Origin of the sequence: Pseudomonas sp. yb_9 (assembly GCF_043103635.1) — a bacterium.
Taxonomy (GTDB): domain Bacteria; phylum Pseudomonadota; class Gammaproteobacteria; order Pseudomonadales; family Pseudomonadaceae; genus Aquipseudomonas; species Aquipseudomonas monteilii.
Genome location: NZ_JBICKA010000058.1, coordinates 72,906 through 89,937 on the forward strand (window position 1 = coordinate 72,906; position 17,032 = coordinate 89,937).

The 17,032-nt window shown below is 61.3% G+C and carries 14 protein-coding genes and 2 pseudogenes; 5 read left to right on the forward strand and 11 right to left on the reverse strand.

What is annotated here, in order from left to right:
* Positions 1–70 precede the first annotated feature (70 nt).
* From benB to ACF8MI_RS16625, 4 genes and pseudogenes are all read right to left on the reverse strand, one after another.
* Entirely contained in the window at positions 71–556 is a 486-nt protein-coding gene (gene benB / locus ACF8MI_RS16610; protein WP_060499371.1) for a benzoate 1,2-dioxygenase small subunit, read from the reverse strand.
* On the reverse strand, positions 553–1,911 hold the full coding sequence (benA, locus tag ACF8MI_RS16615; RefSeq protein ID WP_200929349.1) for a benzoate 1,2-dioxygenase large subunit: 1,359 nt from the start codon (positions 1,909–1,911) through the stop codon (positions 553–555). The genes benB and benA overlap by 4 nt, the downstream gene beginning before the upstream one ends.
* Positions 1,912–2,132: 221 nt before the next feature.
* Entirely contained in the window at positions 2,133–3,089 is a 957-nt protein-coding gene (locus ACF8MI_RS16620) for an AraC family transcriptional regulator (protein ID WP_104834731.1), read from the reverse strand.
* A 317-nt stretch (positions 3,090–3,406) separates the two neighbouring features.
* Positions 3,407–3,889: pseudogene (locus tag ACF8MI_RS16625) on the reverse strand (helix-turn-helix domain-containing protein); the annotation flags it as partial.
* A gap of 39 nt (positions 3,890–3,928) precedes the next feature.
* Between ACF8MI_RS16625 and ACF8MI_RS16630 the strand changes: the two are divergent.
* A complete protein-coding gene (locus ACF8MI_RS16630) occupies positions 3,929–4,072 on the forward strand; it encodes a hypothetical protein (RefSeq protein ID WP_225850719.1) in 144 nt (47 codons plus the stop codon).
* Positions 4,073–4,095: 23 nt separating this feature from the next.
* Here the strand turns inward: ACF8MI_RS16630 and ACF8MI_RS16635 are convergent, their stop codons facing one another.
* Together ACF8MI_RS16635 and hisN are read right to left on the reverse strand one after the other, a co-directional pair.
* Positions 4,096–4,827 (reverse strand): hypothetical protein, encoded by a 732-nt coding sequence (locus ACF8MI_RS16635; protein WP_060499426.1) that lies wholly within the window; start codon positions 4,825–4,827, stop codon positions 4,096–4,098.
* 225 nt (positions 4,828–5,052) lie between these two features.
* Entirely contained in the window at positions 5,053–5,844 is a 792-nt protein-coding gene (gene hisN / locus ACF8MI_RS16640) for a histidinol-phosphatase (RefSeq protein ID WP_164524530.1), read from the reverse strand.
* Positions 5,845–6,049: 205 nt separating this feature from the next.
* Between hisN and ACF8MI_RS16645 the strand changes: the two are divergent.
* Positions 6,050–6,292: pseudogene (locus ACF8MI_RS16645) on the forward strand (universal stress protein); the annotation flags it as partial.
* 223 nt (positions 6,293–6,515) lie between these two features.
* Complete coding sequence (locus tag ACF8MI_RS16650; RefSeq protein WP_156866951.1) at positions 6,516–8,651, forward strand: TonB-dependent siderophore receptor; 2,136 nt, start codon at positions 6,516–6,518, stop codon at positions 8,649–8,651.
* A 127-nt stretch (positions 8,652–8,778) separates the two neighbouring features.
* On the opposite strand, the gene ACF8MI_RS16655 is transcribed toward ACF8MI_RS16650, so the two are convergent.
* The 3 genes from ACF8MI_RS16655 to ACF8MI_RS16665 form a co-directional block, all read right to left on the reverse strand.
* Positions 8,779–9,300 carry an acyloxyacyl hydrolase gene (locus tag ACF8MI_RS16655; protein WP_200929348.1) on the reverse strand — a complete coding sequence of 174 codons (522 nt, stop codon included), beginning with the start codon at positions 9,298–9,300 and terminating at the stop codon, positions 8,779–8,781.
* A 339-nt stretch (positions 9,301–9,639) separates the two neighbouring features.
* Positions 9,640–10,083, reverse strand: a complete 444-nt coding sequence (locus ACF8MI_RS16660; RefSeq protein ID WP_200929347.1) for a carboxypeptidase regulatory-like domain-containing protein — start codon at positions 10,081–10,083, stop codon at positions 9,640–9,642.
* Positions 10,084–10,216: 133 nt separating this feature from the next.
* Positions 10,217–11,086 carry a LysR family transcriptional regulator gene (locus tag ACF8MI_RS16665; RefSeq protein WP_060499365.1) on the reverse strand — a complete coding sequence of 290 codons (870 nt, stop codon included), beginning with the start codon at positions 11,084–11,086 and terminating at the stop codon, positions 10,217–10,219.
* A gap of 106 nt (positions 11,087–11,192) precedes the next feature.
* Here ACF8MI_RS16665 and ACF8MI_RS16670 point away from each other — a divergent pair, with 106 nt between their 5' ends.
* Complete coding sequence (locus ACF8MI_RS16670) at positions 11,193–12,578, forward strand: aldehyde dehydrogenase family protein (RefSeq protein ID WP_156866954.1); 1,386 nt, start codon at positions 11,193–11,195, stop codon at positions 12,576–12,578.
* A 38-nt stretch (positions 12,579–12,616) separates the two neighbouring features.
* On the opposite strand, the gene ACF8MI_RS16675 is transcribed toward ACF8MI_RS16670, so the two are convergent.
* Positions 12,617–14,527, reverse strand: coding sequence for an AAA family ATPase (locus ACF8MI_RS16675; RefSeq protein WP_104834733.1), 1,911 nt, complete (start codon positions 14,525–14,527; stop codon positions 12,617–12,619).
* Positions 14,528–14,586: 59 nt separating this feature from the next.
* A complete protein-coding gene (locus tag ACF8MI_RS16680; RefSeq protein WP_060499362.1) occupies positions 14,587–15,486 on the reverse strand; it encodes a helix-turn-helix domain-containing protein in 900 nt (299 codons plus the stop codon).
* A 183-nt stretch (positions 15,487–15,669) separates the two neighbouring features.
* Here ACF8MI_RS16680 and ACF8MI_RS16685 point away from each other — a divergent pair, with 183 nt between their 5' ends.
* Positions 15,670–17,028, forward strand: coding sequence for a glutamine synthetase family protein (locus ACF8MI_RS16685; protein WP_060499361.1), 1,359 nt, complete (start codon positions 15,670–15,672; stop codon positions 17,026–17,028).
* The last annotated feature ends 4 nt before the right edge of the window (positions 17,029–17,032 follow it).

Below are 17,032 nucleotides of genomic sequence, written 5' to 3' on the forward strand. Positions count from 1 at the left end.
TGCACCTCGCGGGCGAGCCGGCCCACGGCGCGTCGCAGGACGCACCGGGCAATGCTCGTAAAACCCTGTATCAGATGTGGTAGATGTCGATGACCTGGCGCACGTAGTCGTTCTTCAGCACCACCTTCTTGGCCTTGATCAGCGGCTGCTCGCCGCGCAGGTCGAGGGTGTAGAAGCTGGTACCGAAGTAACTGTCGGTGGTCTTGTAGCGGAAGCTCAGGGTGTGCCAGTTGAAACGCACCTGGCAGCTGCCCTCGCCTTGCTCGACGATCTCGATGTTGCTGATGTTGTGCGAGGTGCGGGTGTCGGGCACGGTCGCACTGGAGCGCTCGGTCTTGATACGGAACACGCGGTCTTCCAGGCCGCCACGGTTGCCGTACCAGATCAGCGAGATTTCGCTTTGTGGGTCTTCGGTGAGGGCGTCATCGTCATCCCAGCTCGGCATCCAGAAGCTGGCGTCGCTGGCGTACAGCTCCAGCCACTCGTCCCACTGGGCGTCATCCAGGTAGCGCGCTTCGCGGTAGAGGAAGTCGCGCACGGTTTCATACAGGCTCATTGCACGGCCTCCACAGGGATCAGCTGCTGCTCGTCCTTCAGGGCCTGGATCATGGTGTCCTGCCAGTATTTGTGTTGCAGCACGAACAGGCCTTCGTCCTCGGTGCGCACGCCAGACAGCAGCGGATGGAGCTCGATCTCTTTAGCCGCTTCATCGGCGCCTTCGACCCAGTGCTTCGCGCCACGGGACATGTCGTTCCAGCCAGAGCCGCCGCCGTAGCCGGTCTGGCAGGAGCGGAACTCTTCCAGGTCGTCCGGGGTGGCCATGCCGCTGACGTTGAAGAAGTCTTCGTACTGGCGAATGCGCTTGGCGCGGGCATCGGCGCTCTCGCCTTTGGGCGCGATGCAGTAGATGGTGATTTCAGTCTTGTTCACCGAAATCGGCCGGGCAACGCGGATCTGCGAGCTGAACTGGTCCATCAGGTACACGTTCGGGTACAGGCACAGGTTGCGCGAGTTCTCGATCATCCAGTCGGCACGGGCCTGGCCGAAGTCGGCAGCCAGCTGGTCACGGCGCTCGTAGGCGGGGCGGTCTTCCGGGTTGGCCCAGCGGGTCCAGAGCAGCAGGTGGCCATGGTCGAAGGAATAGAAGCCCCCGCCCTGCTTGGCCCAGGAGCCGGCGCTCATGGTCTTGATCTCGTCACCGGCCTCACGCTGCTTGCGCTGGTTCTGGGTGGCGGCGTAGTTCCAGTGCACAGAGCTGACGTGGTAGCCGTCGGCGCCGTTTTCGGCGGTGAGCTTCCAGTTGCCTTCGTAGATGTACGAGCTGGCACCGCGCAGCACTTCCAGGCCTTCTGGCGACTGGTCGACGATCATGTCGATGATTTTGGCCGACTCGCCCAGGTGCTCGACCAGCGGTTTCACATCGGCATTCAGGCTGCCGAACAAAAAGCCCCGGTACGACTCGAAGCGCGCCACCTTGGTCAGGTCGTGGGAGCCGTCGCAGTTGAAGCTGTCGGGGTAGCCGGCGTTGCTTGGGTCTTTCACCTTCAGCAGTTTGCCGCTGTTGTTGAACGTCCAGCCGTGGAACGGGCAGGTGTAGCTGGACCGGTTGCCGCGCTTGTGCCGGCACAGCATGGCGCCTCGGTGGCTGCAGGCATTGAGGAAGGCATTGAGCTCACCGTCCTTGTTACGCGCGATGAAAATCGGCTGGCGCCCCATGGTCAGGGTGAGGAAGTCGTTTTTTTCGGGGATCTGGCTTTCGTGCGCCAGGTAGATCCAGTTGCCCTCGAAGATGTGTTTCATCTCCAGGTCGAACAGGCGTGGGTCGGTGAACATCTCCCGCTTGCAGCGGTAGATGCCCTTTTCACGGTCGTCCTCGAGCATGGCATTGAGGTAGTCGAATCCCAGGGACATGGCCAGGGTCTCCCTTGTTATTGTTTAGACCTGGTCAGTTTGGGCGCTGGTATTAGGCGGGAGTATCCGGTTTGTGCGCAGTGATATCCGTTTTGTGCATGTTGAGGCGTCTGGCTTGAGAGCCTCTTCGCGGGCTTGCCCGCTGCCACAGGATTACCACTGTCCCCAAGCTTGTGGAATACCTGTGGGAGCGGTCGAGCCCGCGAAGAGGCCGGCGCGGTTCAGCGCCGATTGCGGAAGGTTTCGGAAGGCAATTCGCCAAACTGCTGCCGGTACACCTCGGAAAACCGCCCAAGGTGCAGGAAGCCATAATCCATGGCCAGTTCCGTCACACTGCGCACCGCGCAACTGGAGTCGCCCAGGCAGGCACGCACCTGCTCCAGCTTGCGCTGGCGCACATACTGCTTGGGTGTGATGCCCAGATGCCGGTCAAACAGGGCATATAACGAACGCAGGCTCATGCACGCTTGTTCCGCCAGCGCCTCGGCCGTCAGTTCAAGCTTCAGGTTACGGTCGATGTGGTCAATGATTCGCTCAAGGTTTGCCCCTGGCGAACCCAGGCTTTCACGACGAATATTGGTATTCATCAGGGTCAACAGCTTGCTGGCGACAATCTGGCTGTAGTGCCCCTGCACGCGCGGCAGCGAATCACTCACTTCCGCTTCGTGGCAAACCATGGCCAGCAGGTTGACGAACCCTTCCAGTTCATCCAGCCGGTAATGGTTGCGCAAGAACCGCACGCCACCTTCTGGCCGGTGCCAGCGCTGCTCATCGCAAATCGAGTCCAGCAACCGGGTGGGCACCTTGAGGATGAACTTCTCGCAGTCTTCCGAATAGGTCAGGTCAACCGGGTCATCCGGGTTGATCAGCAGCAACTCGCCCGGTACCAGGTGCTGCTCGCGCTTATGCCCCCGCCAAAGGCAGTTGCCGTTGAGCAACACTTGCAGGTGGTAGATGGTTTCCAGCGCTGGCGAGGTAACGCGCACACTGCCACCGTAGCTGATGCGGCACAGGTCGAGTTCGGCAAATTTGCGATGGCTGAGGCTGGCCTGAGGGTGCGTGGTGCGCGACAGTCCGATGCAATGCTGGCCTACATGCTGGTTCACATAATCGGACACAGCATAAGGGTCGGCGTGATGAAACACGCTACTGCGCTCGCTCAGCAGGCGGCTTTCCATAGGCAAGGCACTCGGTATCGTTATTGTTCTGGTCGCCGCTTCCTACACCCTTGTGGGCAGTGGTTGCGGTCGTCACGGTCATTCTATCGGGCCGGTTGTGGGGTGATGAGGGCAGGTGACAACCGGCGGATAGGCACACTACAGCAAAAAGGCGGGGGTTGGGCAATGCGGCTTTGGCAATGGATGGGCGGATACAGGACAAGAATGATGATTCACATGTTCGGTGATCGAACAGTTGTTCCTATGCTGGCCTCTTCGCGGTTAAACCTGCTCGTACACCGGCCTATGGTGCTCCTTCGATCAGTGTTGGAGCGGGTTTACCCGCGAAGAGGCCGGCATAGGCAGTAACGAATGCAGCGTACAACCGCTTCCTGTCGCCCTACCCATCCTTGGCTCCGCGCCCGGAATTGGCGCGGGGCAATGGAAAACAGCTCACGAAAGCGCCGACAAAAATGCGGGAAGCTAACAAACCCGCTGGCCACAGCCACCTCGGTCAACGACGTGCTGGTGTGCTGCAGCAACTGCCGCGCATGGGACAATCGCAGCTCCAGATAATACCGTGGCGGCGTGGCCTGTACATGGCGGCGGAACAACCTTTCCAGGTACCGACGGGACAACCCTGCGTGCTTGGCGATTTCATCGATGCCAATCGGGTCTTCTATATTGGCGTGCATCAGCTCCAGCGCTAGGCGCAGCGGCGCGCCGCCGCAGTGTTCGAGCAGCGCCAGCATCATGTTCAGCGCACTGCTGGCACCTGCGCAGCTAATGCGGCGACAGTCAAGCACGTGGGCCTGGCGGCTAGGCAGCCAAGGGGTGGCGTTGGGCTGCTGGTGCGGCCTGTGGAGCAAGAACTGGTGTTGAAAGATACCTTCCACTTCCTGGCGTTCAATGAAGACAAGAAACATGACTCCACTTGCCGGCGGTTGCGGGACTGGTTGCTGGACGAGTTTCAGCCGCTGCTGGAGTCGTTGCGTAATCAATGAACGCGCTGACGGTGTTGCCTTGGTCACTGCACGGGCAGAAAGTTCATTAGCAGCAGGCTTTGAGCGTAGTTCAAACCAATCCGCCGATAACGTTCATCCAGCAACTCCGCCAGCAGATCCAGCCGCGCAACGATTTTGCCGAACTCCACGGCAAAACTCAGGTTACTGCCCTCTTCCGAGATCTCGTTGGAGAACAGCAACAGCACCCCATTGGCGTCCTGCCGCTGGCTGAGCATCCAAGTAGCCTTCTCGATATTACGCGCTGCGTTGTTGACGAACAGCGGGTCGATGGTATCGGTCATGTAGAACTCGGTACGCCCACCATGCGCGGTAATCAGCATGCTGCCGATGGCGTAAATGAAGGCACCAACGCGATCACCGCGAAACTCCGGGCTCAGGGCGTAGCTCAATGCCGCCAGGTCGCGGCGGTTGCCCAGTTGCGGCAATGGCTGGCGTTGCTCGATGGCCATGCGAATCTGTCGCTCGGCGGTGGCGGCGTCGATGTAGCCAGACATTTTCCACTGGTTGGGATTGCGCTGGTACAGTTTGTTCATCAGCAGGTACAGGCTTTGCAAGTTGTCGCGCATGGACAGCGTGGCCATGCGGTCGACGCTGGTCTGGAACAGCTCGCTGGGCTTGCCGTTGCCGAACTGATTAACGATGTCACGGCCTTGCTCCTGGGTGCAGGCGCACAGGCATGTGAGGGCGCCTGCCAGTAGCAGGCGGGAGAAGAAACTTGGGTAGCTTGCAACCATCGGCACCGGGTCGATATTCGGCGGCTGCATTGGGGATCAGAGCAGCCTAGCCAAGCATAGAGCCCGGAAATCGGAAAAAGTGCGGAGGCTGGGATTAGCGGCAACCTGTGCGGGCCTCTTCGCGGGCAAGCCCGCTCCCACAGGAGTACCGCAGACTCTGATAACTGTACAGTACCTGTGGGCGCGGGCTTGCCCGCGAAGAGGCCCGCACAGGCGACGCATCAATCACAGGGCGTGGCGCAACATCTCCACCACCTGCGCATGCAGCGCCGGGTCCCCACATGCCACCACGCAACCACCATTCTGCGCCGAGCTGCCATCCCACGCAGTGATCACACCACCCGCCCCTTCAATGATCGGCATCAGTGCCTGCACGTCATACGGCTGCAGGCTGGCCTCCACGATCACATCGACAAAGCCCGAAGCCAGCATGCAGTAGGCATAGCAATCACCGCCATAACGCATCAACCGCGCCTGACCGGCAACGGCCTCGAACGCAGCCTTGCGCTCGGCGGTATCGAACATGTCGGGAGTGGTGCACATCAGCGTGGCCGAGGCCAGGTCGGCGCAGGCACGGGTTTGCAACGGCGTACCGCTGCGCCAGGCACCTTCAGGGGTGCCGACAAAGCGTTCGCCGGTGAATGGCTGGTTCATCACACCTACAACCGGCCGTTCGCCGTCATTCAGGGCGATCAACGTCCCCCACAACGGCAGGCCGGTGATGAAGGCACGGGTGCCATCAATCGGGTCAAGCACCCAGGTCAGCGGGCTGCTGCCGACCGCGACACCCGCTTCCTCACCCAGAATACCGTGGTCGGGGTAGCGGGCCTGGATCAGCTCGCGCATGGTGTCCTCGGCCGCCTTGTCAGCCACGGTGACCGGGTCGTACAACCGCCCCCCCTTGTCCTCGACAGCCAGGCTGGCACGGAAATAAGGCTTGATCGCCACCGCGGCGGCATCGGCCAGCTGCTCGGCGAAGGTGCGGAATTCACCGATCTGTTCAGCACTCAGGGACATGGGACGGCCTCAGGACAATGATTAGGGGCAGCATCATACCCGACACAACGAGCATCGCCAGCCTGCCGCTCATGCAGCCTGAGGCGAACTAGACTGAACAAGACCAGATCACCGGGGGGCTGCCACACGTGGAGGTGTGAGATGAGCCAGTTCAAGCGTTTGTTCGTCATGCTTGGCCCGCAAATGCGCCATACACCCGCGCTGCAGCGCGCAGCGGGCCGCGTTCAACCGCCTGGGTGACCATCATCAGATTCCGCTGGAGCGCAGGCACTTCCTGGAAGGGGCAGCGATCAGGGCGATAGCCCAGTTTGTCGGCCACAGCCGGGCCGATGTGATTGTCATGGGCAGCCACCGGCATGACGCGATGCAGACGTTCCTGGGCGGAACCACGGCCCATGTACTGGAGCATCCGTTGTGTAATGTGCTGGCGATCAAGGCCGTTCACTGAGCTCTGGCATACCTGAACCGGCCGCTTCGTGGGCAAACCCGCTCCGTCAGGGATATCAACGGTGGGAGCGGGTTACCCGCGTAGAGGTCGGTGTGTATTTCACTGGTTGATATTTGGTACACCAGTACCATACAAAAAGAATGCATTTGATAATGATTCGTAGTAATTTCGCGACGCTTACCCACCCGCTCCCTCAGCGCCTTACTCCAGGATCGTACCGTCGATGCGTCGCACGTTCGTTTCGCTTTGTGTGCTTCATGCTGTCTCCCCGCTGGCCTTTGCCGAGCCCGAACCGCTCAGCGACCCTGCCCAGATTGAACTCCAGGCTTTAAACATCACCAGCAACGCCGACAGCGAACGCGCCGATGGCCCGGTCTTTGGCTACAAGGCCACCCGCTCGTCCAGCGCCACCCGCACCGACACGGCGCTGCACGAAACGCCGCAGTCGGTCAGCGTGGTGCCCAAGGATGTGTTGACCGATACGGCCAGCACCCGCCTGCAAGACGCCCTGGATTATGCCGGTGGTGTGGGCCGCGCCAACAACTTTGGCGGGCAGGGCCTGACCACGGTCACTGTCCGCGGTTTCACCACTGGCGAGTACTACCGCAACGGCTTCCCGATGAACCGCGGTTACCCGAATGCGCCTGATGCCAACAACGTCGAGCGTCTGGAAGTGATCCGCGGCCCGGCCAGCAGCCTGTACGGCCGTGGCGACCCCGGCGGCACCTTCAATGTGGTTACCAAGCAGCCGCAGGCTGAACAACAGGTCACCCTGGGTAGCCAGTTCGACGATCAAGGCATGCACCGCGCCACCCTCGACGCCACCGGTGCCTTGAACCAGGACGGCAGCCTGGCCTATCGCCTGAATGTGTTGGGCGAAGGTGGCGACAGCTTCCGCGACAACATCGAAAGCGAACGCTACAACGTCGCGCCGGTGCTGAGCTGGCAGGTGAACGATGCGACCAAAATCGTCTTTGAAGGCGACTTCATGCGTAACAACCACCCGCTTGACCGCGGGCTGACGCGTTACACCAACCAAGCTGGGAGCGCCTCGCGCGATACCAACATCTGGGGCAAAGGCAGCGACAACAGGCTGCACAACGATAACAACATGGCGCAGTTGCGTTTCGAGCATGCGCTCAATGATGACTGGACCTTGGGCGGCGGCATGCAGTGGCTGGACGGTACCCTCAAGGGCAACGCCATCGAAGCCAACACCCTGCAGGCCGATGGCCGTACCCTGGGGCGTAACTTCAACTACCGCAAGCTGGAATGGCGTGACCGCGACTACCAGTTGAACCTGACCGGACACTTCGACACCGGCGGTTTCAGCCATACCCTGCTGACCGGTGTCGAGTATGAAGACTACGATTACAATTCGATCATCCAGCGCTCAGGCGGCAGCGCGACTGATTACACCATCGACTTGTTCGACCCGGTGTACAACCAGGCGCGCCCGGCCCTGAACCGCACCACCACGCATGACAAGGAAAACCTCAAGACCTGGGCATTCTTCGTTCAGGACCAAGTTGCCTTGACCGAGCGCCTTAAAGCCTTGGCGGGCGTGCGCTTCGAACGCTTTGAACATGACTACGTCAACAAGCTCAACAGTGCGGGGGACTTCGATAAAGGCGAGAACGGTGTAACCCCGCGGTTCGGCCTGCTGTATGACCTGACCGATACCGTCGCGGTCTATGCCAACACCGCACGCTCATTCAAGCCCAATAGTGGCGCTCCTGCCGGTGCAACAGGGCGTGGTTTCGACCCCGAGAAAGGCAAGTCCTACGAGCTGGGTGTGAAATGGGAGGCACTTGATCGCCAGTTGAGCGTTGACGCGGCGATCTACCACATCGTCAAGGAAAACGTGCTGACTCGCGACCCGAACAATCTGAACTACAGCATTGCCGCCGGTGAGGTGCGCAGCCGCGGAGTGGATATCAACGTCGCCGGCAACATCACGCCTGAATGGCGCGTCATCGGTGGCTACTCGTATGTCGATGCCGAAGTTACCAAGGACAACCGCCTGCCCACCGGCACGCGCCTGGCCAACATTCCGCGCAACAGCTTCAGCTTGCTCAATACCTACGAGTTCCAGGACGGCTTCGCGAAGGGGCTGGGGTTGGGGGTAGGCGTCAAGTACGTGGATGACCGTAGCGGTCAGACTGAAGCAGTCACCTACAACATGGACAATTACACCGTGGTTGACCTGCTCAGCTTCTACCAGCTCAACGAGCATGTGCGCCTCAATCTAGATGTGAAGAATGTCTTCAACAAGGAGTACGACGAAGGGGCATTCAACACCTATGCCTACCCAGGCAACCCTCGCACGGTACAGGCAGGGGTTTCCTACACATTCTGAGTAGCCGGGGCTGCTTTGCAGCCCTTCGCCGGCAAGCCAGCTCCCACAGGTACTGCATATGACTTCAGTGCAGTCCACGGCGTGGGAGCTGGCTTGCCGGCGAAGGGCCGCACAGCGGCCGCTTGCGTCAGAATCCCTTGCTGTAGAACAGCGAGTACGACTCGATCCCGTCGTTAGGCTGCTTGATGCCCGCATTGGAGTAATGCATCGCACGGATCCCCACCCTCTGCTCCCCCGGCAACTTCAAGCCAAAACCGATGCGGTCTTCGAAGTTGACCGAAGAACCCAGACGCTGATCGCCCACGTCGGTCTTGGAAAACGCCGCCAGGCCAATGCCGGCCTCGATGTACGGCGTGTAGGTGAAACCGCTGAACTCATAGGTGAACACCGGGCTGAACGACAGCGAATGTGCGCCACTGGCGTCCCCGCCCTCCCAGTAGGTGTACGCAGCGTCCCAATACCCGCTCAGATAACCGGTGTTGCTTTCCAGCCATTTCTTGTCCCAGTCGAACGACATGCCAATACGGTAGGTCATGTCACCTTGGCCTGTGGCGCCAACGGCACCGGACACCTGCGCGGCCTGGGCCAGATTGGCCCCTGCAAAGGCCAGCACTGCGGCGGCCAGCGATGCTGCCAGACGGGTTTTCATCAACGACTCTCCTGATGGTCTACACGGCAAGTGGGGGCTTGAGCCCCTCGATTTTATGCGGTGCCCGGCACTTCCAGGCCGGTCACACGAAGTAATAGTTTTTGATTATTGTCCAGATAATCAGAAAGTTGAAAGTGAATTGCCACTATTGGCTAATTCGCTTCTTCAAGATGTGCCTTGCCGTGCGCAGGGCTTCAGTCGTATTCCGCCTCAGGGGTTCGAGCACATCCCGGACCAATACCTAACCCTGCTCGTCCAACATCTCCAGTTGAAGGCTCAGGCTCATGGCGATGTGCTCCGACTCGGCAGGAGTACATGCGTACTCCCGCCCGTTATCCATTAACGCCAGTTAAGGCTCACCGTCGCAGGGGCCTTTCCGTTAACAGTCACCATTTGCTGCACTGTCTGCCCTTGAGCGTTACCGGTGACTTCGTATTTGCCAGGCGGCAACTGCACATACAGCAGTGGCCCGGCATCCATGACGCTGAGCACGGGCTGCCCCTGGGCGCTCTGGATATCGACATTGGCACCGCTCTGGAACTTGCCTTCCGGCCCTGTAGAAAGCTCTACGTGCAAGTCGTAACCCGCGGTCTTGCGCAGGGCGTTGGCCTCATCCTGGCCGATGCCTCCCTGGAGAAAGCGCACGCCGTTCTGTTCCTGTGGTTGTAACTGAACGGCCTGTATATCGATGGGGGCATTGAGGTTGGCGGCGACTGCCAAGGTCCATGGCATGGCCAAAGCGACCAGCAGTGCCGCACCGAGGGCATAGTGATGGTTACGCATGGTACGACCCTCCTTCAGAGGATGGCTTACCTAGTATCTGATCCTTCAGGCGTACCGGTGTTCGTGCCGATGTCTGGTTACCGTCGTGATATTCGGCACTAACGCATGAAACGAACGTAAATTTATATGAATATCAGGATGTTGTGCGTGCTTCTTCAAGCAGCTTCACAAACATGCTCAAGCTGCGCGATACCGTGCCCCGACGCCACACCAGCCAGGTTTTCAGGTAGCGGAAATCCTCCGACATCGGCCACGCACTGACGGTGCTGCACCCGGGCATATTGTCGAGCATGCTGCGCGGCATCATGGCCAGGCCTGCGCCAGCGCTGACGCAGGCCAGCATGCCGTGGTAAGACTCCATCTCGTGGATCTTGCCCGGCACCGCCTGGTCCTGCACGAACCAGTTTTCAAAGTGATGGCGGTAGGAGCAGTTGGCGCGGAAGGCGTAGATGCTCTCCCCGTTCACGTCCTGTGCACGGGTGACCGGGGCATGGTTGAGCGGCGCGATCACCATCATCTCTTCCTCGAACACGGGCATGCCCTCCAGTGTCGGGTGCAGCACCGGGCCATCGACGAACGCTGCCACCAGGCGACCCGACAACACGCCTTCCAACATCGTGCCCGAAGGGCCGGTAGACAGGTCCAGGTCGACCTTGGGATAGCGCTGGTTGTAGGCCGCCAGCAGTGCCGGGATGCGCACGGCTGCGGTGCTTTCCAGTGAGCCCAGGGCGAAGGTGCCCTGCGGGTCTTCACCGGCCACGGTCAACCGGGCCTCGTGAACCAGGTCGAGAATGCGCCGGGTGTATTCGAGAAAATTCCAACCCGCAGGCGACAGGCGCAGGCGGCTCTTTTCGCGAATGAACAGTTCAACGCCGAGGTCTTCCTCCAGCTGCTTGATGCGCGTGGTCAGGTTCGACGGCACCCGATGGATGTGCTGCGCGGCGGCACTGATGCTGCCCTGCTCTGCCACGGCCTTGAAGATCTCCAGTTGCACCAGGTCCACAGCCTTTCTCCAAACGTGAATGTTTCGCTCATTATTATTCAGTTTTCATTAAAGCCATAGCCCACTAGTCTGGCGTCACTGATTAACAACAACGAGAGTGTCCGCCATGAGCGCGATCAGCAGCCTGACCCACGCCATCTCCCTCGACCCGTACAGCGGCGAGCAGATCGGCGCCTACCCGTTCGACACCGACGCCGCACTGGAAGCGGCGCTGCAACGTGCCAAGGTTGGCTACCGCCAGTGGCGCCAAGTGTCGCTGGGGCAGCGCAGCGAGTACCTGCTCGCTCTGGCCGGCACCCTCGAAGCCAAGGCCGAAGCCTTCGCCCAGATGATCAGCCGCGAAATCGGCAAGCCAGTCGCCCAGGCCCGTGGCGAAGTCAGCAAGTGCGTTGGCCTGTGCCGCTGGTACGCCGAGCACGGTCCGGCCATGCTCGCGCCGGAGCCGACCCAGGTTGAAAAAGCCCGTATCGAATACCGCCCGCTTGGCCCGATCCTGGCCGTGATGCCCTGGAACTTCCCGGTCTGGCAGGTATTGCGCGGCGCCGTGCCGGCGATCCTTGCGGGTAACACGTATGTACTCAAGCATGCGCCGAACGTGATGGGCAGCGCCTACCTGCTGGGCGAGCTGTTCAAGGATGCCGGGCTGCCAGAGGGCGTGTTCGAAGTGCTGAACGTGACCCCGGATGGCGTCACCCGCGCCATCAACGACACGCGCATTGCTGCCGTGACCTTGACCGGCAGCGTACGTGCCGGCATGGCGATAGGTGCCCAGGCCGGTGCCGCGCTGAAGAAGTGCGTGCTGGAGCTGGGTGGTTCCGACCCGTTCATCGTGTTGGCCGACGCTGACCTGGATGCCGCCGTCAAGGCTGCGGTCATCGGCCGCTACCAGAACACCGGCCAGGTCTGCGCCGCGGCCAAGCGCCTGATCGTCGAAGAAAGCATCGTTGACGAATTCACCCGCAAGTTCGTTGAAGCCACCCGTGAACTGAAAGTGGGCAACCCACTGGACGACGACACCTACATTGGCCCGATGGCCCGTTACGACCTGCGCGATGAGCTGGACGGCCAGGTGCAAGCGACCCTCGCCGAAGGCGCCACCCTGCTGCTGGGCGGCAACAAGGTCGAGGGTGTGGCCAACTTCTACGCGCCGACCGTGTTCGCCAACGTCACGCCGGACATGACGGCGTTCAAGCAGGAGCTGTTCGGGCCGGTGGCCGCAATCATCACTGCCCGTGATGCCGACCATGCGGTGGAGCTGGCCAACGACAGCGAGTTCGGCCTGGCCGCAACGATCTATACCGCCGACTATGCGCTGGCCGAGCGCATGACCACAGCACTGGATACCGGTGGCGTGTTCATCAACGGTTACTGCGCTTCCGACCCCCGTGTGGCGTTTGGCGGCGTGAAGAAGAGCGGTTTCGGGCGTGAGCTGTCGCACTTTGGTGTGCGCGAGTTCACCAATGCCCAGACTGTCTGGCTGGACCGCAACTGATTCAGAACCTTTGGGGCTGCTTAGCAGCCCCAAAGGCTTCAATCGCGAACCTGGTCCTTGACCCAGTCCAGCATCCCTCCCGGCACGATCAATTCATGCCGCGCCCGCGAACAGGCGGTGTACAACCCCGCCAGCATCCGCGCACGCTCATTGCGGTTGCCCGCCACCTGAGGCGCCACCATCAGCTCCGGTGACACCATCACCCGGGCGAATTCCATGTTCTTTACATCCCTTACCCGCCCCAGGAACAACTTGGGTGCCTTGTCCCAACGGTAACGGCTCTTGGCCTTGGCAAAGTGCTCCGGCGTGTAGCCCTTGCGCAGCATGTTGGCCACGGCAACGAACGCCTTGTCATCGCCCTTGTCCTGCTCCAACGCCTGCCAGCTGGCATAGCGGAACAGCATCGGGTGCCGGGGCCGTGTGCCGTAACGGTACAACTCGATGCAGTCTTCGACGAACAATTCGAAGTCCTTGCGCGCGCTTTTGAGCAGCACGAACGGCACGCCCTGGTGAGTCAGACGCTGGAACCAGCCAAACAGGCCCCATTCGTCATCGACGATCAGCGCCGTGGGTTGTTCCGGCACCGTCACGGCATCGAAGAAACTGACCCGCGTGTAGTGCTCGGCACTGCCACTGAAAGCGGCCTGAATCGCGGCCGGGTGCGCCTGAATCAGCGGGTTCAGCACGTTGTCCATCGCCGGCCCGGCACGCAGCGAATGGTCGATACAGCGCTGGCGAATGAAACCGCCATGGTGCGGGCTGAGGCCGTTGAGGTTCTGCAGCTCGTCCCCCAGGGCAATGATCGACTGCGGGCTGCGATCAAGCACGGCAAGCATCGGTGCGGACAACTCATGGGCTTCGTCGACGATGACGTGGGTATAACGGCTGTCGATCACATAGTCGGTCAGCGACAGCAGCTTTACCCGGTGGTAGTCGCGCACCGGTAGCTGGATTTCTCGTGCCGACGGGCGAATCAGTTCCTGCCAGTACGACCTCGCCTTTTCCAGCAGCACCTCCTGGTCCAGCGGCGAGGTGCCCGGCCCGGCCCAGGGCAAATGGTGCAATTGCAGCTGGGTGTCGGCACTGTGGCAGAACGTGCGCACGGCGCGCACGCACAAGGCAACCACATCGCGTGCGGCAACCGGGCCGATGTCGGGAATGGCCAGCCAGCGCACCACCTGCGCGTCCTGCGGGCGCCACGACAGCTTGGTACGGTACGGGTCGCGCAAGCGCCAGCCATTGCTGGTGAGGTCGCGGTTCAGCAGCTCGTCCGCCAGCTGGCCGAAGGTCATAGCGGTGTAGGCGGCAGGGTCCTTCACCCGCGCTTGCAGGGCGCGCAACTGGCCCTCGGTCAATGCCAGCAGCAACGTGCGCTGTGGCTCCAGCAGCCGGGCGAACTGGTGAATCAGGAAGGTCTTGCCGGTGCCGGCGAAGCCCTGCACGGCCACCGACTCGTCTATGCCACTGAGAAACTCGCGCAGCAGGCGGTTTTGCTGATCGCTGAGCATCAGGTCACTGGCCAGGGACGGCAAGTACACCGGGTGCAGCGGTGTGGCCCGCTGGCGGTAGGTGTCGGCGAACAGGAAGCTCCACTGGCCTTCGGCATCCAGCAGCTCGTCTACGGTGTACTCCACCTCGGCCGACAACAGGGCAATGCCGTTTTCACCCAGCATGCCAAGGCCCATGGCAAAGGCTTCGCGATCGAAGTGCTGCGCCACCTGGCCCTGGAAACGCCCGGGCGCAGCGCTTTCGACTTCGTTGGCGATGCGCACGATTTCGGCGAAACGGCGCTCTTGTGCGTCGGCCGATGCGGTGCCGGGCTGGCGTGGGAGGTTTTGCACGAACAACACTGCGGCGGCGTCGAGCACGCTGGCAGTGGTGAAAAATTCGGTGTTGAGTTTGCTGGCGAGGCGGTCGGCCTGGTCGCTGGGCAAAGGCAGGTAAAACATCGGTACCTCGGGTGGAAACAGGGCGGCACGATAGCAACTTTCAGTAGGGAATGCTGGGTTTAACCCCTGCCCCGCTTCAATGTCTCGCTGGGAAACTCTTGGAACAACTGTTTGTAACGCTCTGAAAACCTTCCCAAATGCCAGAATGACCAGCGCATCGCTACTTCGGCGACCGTCACGCCACCACCGCGCAACAAGTCGCGCCGCGCACCGTTCAGCCTGCGCAAACGCAGCCACTGCGCCGGTGGCATGCCGGTAAATGCCTTGAACGCCTGCTGCAACTGGCGCAGGGAAACCCCGGCAACCCCTGCCAACTCCACCAGGTTCAGCGTCTCTTCCGGGCAGTCGGCTGCCCACTCGCTCACCCGGCGCATGATCGCCCGCTCTTCGTCACGGCGCCCCAGCGCCACACCCTGCAAGCGTTGGCAGGCATTGTCGAGTATAAACAGGCAGTCCTCCAGCAATTGCTCCGCCAGGGCCTGCCCTTGCAGCGGGCAATCCGCCTCGCCCAGGCGCGTCAGCGTGGCGCTCAGCCAGCTACCGAACAGGGCATTCTGCCCGCTGCCCAACGGCACCATGAACAAACCCTCGAGGCGCTGTGGGTCCAGCCCGTGCTGGGCCAGAAAGGCCTGGTCGAACACCACCGCCACTTCCTGGTAGTTCTCCGGCGTGATCCAGATATTGCGGCTTTGCTCGTTGAGCAGGTACAGGCTGTTCTCGCTGCGGTCGAAGCAGAACGCCAGCGAACCGCTCGGTGCGCGGAAAAACTGCTCCACCCGGGTGTTCAGCCGCTCTTCGTACACCTCCACACCATCGAGCCCCAGGCAGCGCAGTTCACCGCTGAAATGCCCGGGTGACATCTGCCGATACTGTTGCTGCCAGCCAGGGGTGGCGCGCACTTGCTCGGTAACGTCGGTGGTATGAAAAGCCTGGACCTGCAACGCATTGGCGGTTGTCACGCATTGTCCTGTATGCACTCTTTTGGTGCATTCATTACTGAAGAAAGTGGATAGATTGCCCCGGGGGGCTACGACCAAGATAGTCTCCAGCGCGTCACCTGGGAAGCGTGATGCCCCGCAAACCCTGCGACGGCTTTCTCGGGCTTACACGTTCCCACACTAAAACCCAACCAAGAGGTCTGTATGAACGCCCCCTTCGATCAGCTGTACACCTGGCTGAAAGAACACCGCATCACCGAAGTCGAATGCGTGATCAGCGACTTGACCGGCATTGCCCGTGGCAAGATCGCGCCCACCGCCAAGTTCCTCCACGAACGTGGCATGCGCCTGCCGGAAAGCGTGCTGCTGCAGACGGTCACCGGCGACTACGTTGACGATGACATCTACTACAACCTGCTCGACGCCGCCGACATCGACATGGTCTGCCGCCCCGACCCGAGCGCTGTGTACCAGATCCCGTGGGCGATCGAGCCGACTGCGATCGTGATCCACGACACCTTCGACAAACAAGGCAACCCCATTGAGCTGTCGCCGCGCAACGTGCTGAAGAAGGTGCTCAAGCTGTACGCCGACAAAGGCTGGCAGCCGATCGTCGCACCGGAAATGGAGTTTTACCTGACCAAGCGCTGCGAAGACCCGGACTTGCCGCTGCAGGTACCGCTGGGGCGCTCAGGCCGTGCCGAAAGCGGCCGTCAGTCGTTCTCGATCGATGCCGCCAACGAATTCGACCCGCTGTTCGAAGACGTCTACGACTGGTGCGAGATCCAGGGCCTGGACCTGGATACGCTGATTCACGAAGACGGCCCGGCGCAGATGGAGATCAACTTCCGCCACGGAGACGCGCTGGACCTGGCCGACCAGATCACCGTGTTCAAACGCACCATGCGTGAGGCAGCCCTCAAGCACAACGTCGCCGCTACCTTCATGGCCAAGCCGATCACCGACGAGCCGGGCAGCGCCATGCACCTGCACCAAAGCGTGGTGGACATCGCCACCGGCAAGCCGATTTTCGCCAATGAAGACGGCAGCATGAGCCCGCTGTTCCTGCACCACATCGGCGGCTTGCAGAAGTACATCCCCAAGCTGCTGCCGATGTTCGCCCCCAACGTCAACTCGTTCCGCCGCTTCCTGCCGGACACTTCGGCGCCAGTGAACGTCGAGTGGGGGGAAGAAAACCGTACCGCCGGCCTGCGTGTGCCTACTTCCGGCCCCGAGGCGATGCGCGTGGAAAACCGCCTGCCGGGTGCAGATGCCAACCCGTACCTGGCGATTGCCGCCAGCCTGCTGTGCGGCTACCTGGGCATGGTCGAGCAAATCGACCCCAGCGCACCGGTACAAGGCCGTGCCTACGAACGGCGCAACCTGCGCTTGCCGATCACCATCGAGGATGCGCTGCAGCACATGGAAGACTGCGAAACCGTGCAGCAGTACCTGGGCAAGCAGTTCGTCCAGGGCTACGTGGCGGTCAAGCGGGCCGAGCACGAGAACTACAAGCGCGTGATCAGCTCGTGGGAGCGCGAGTTCCTGATGCTCAGCGTCTGACCCA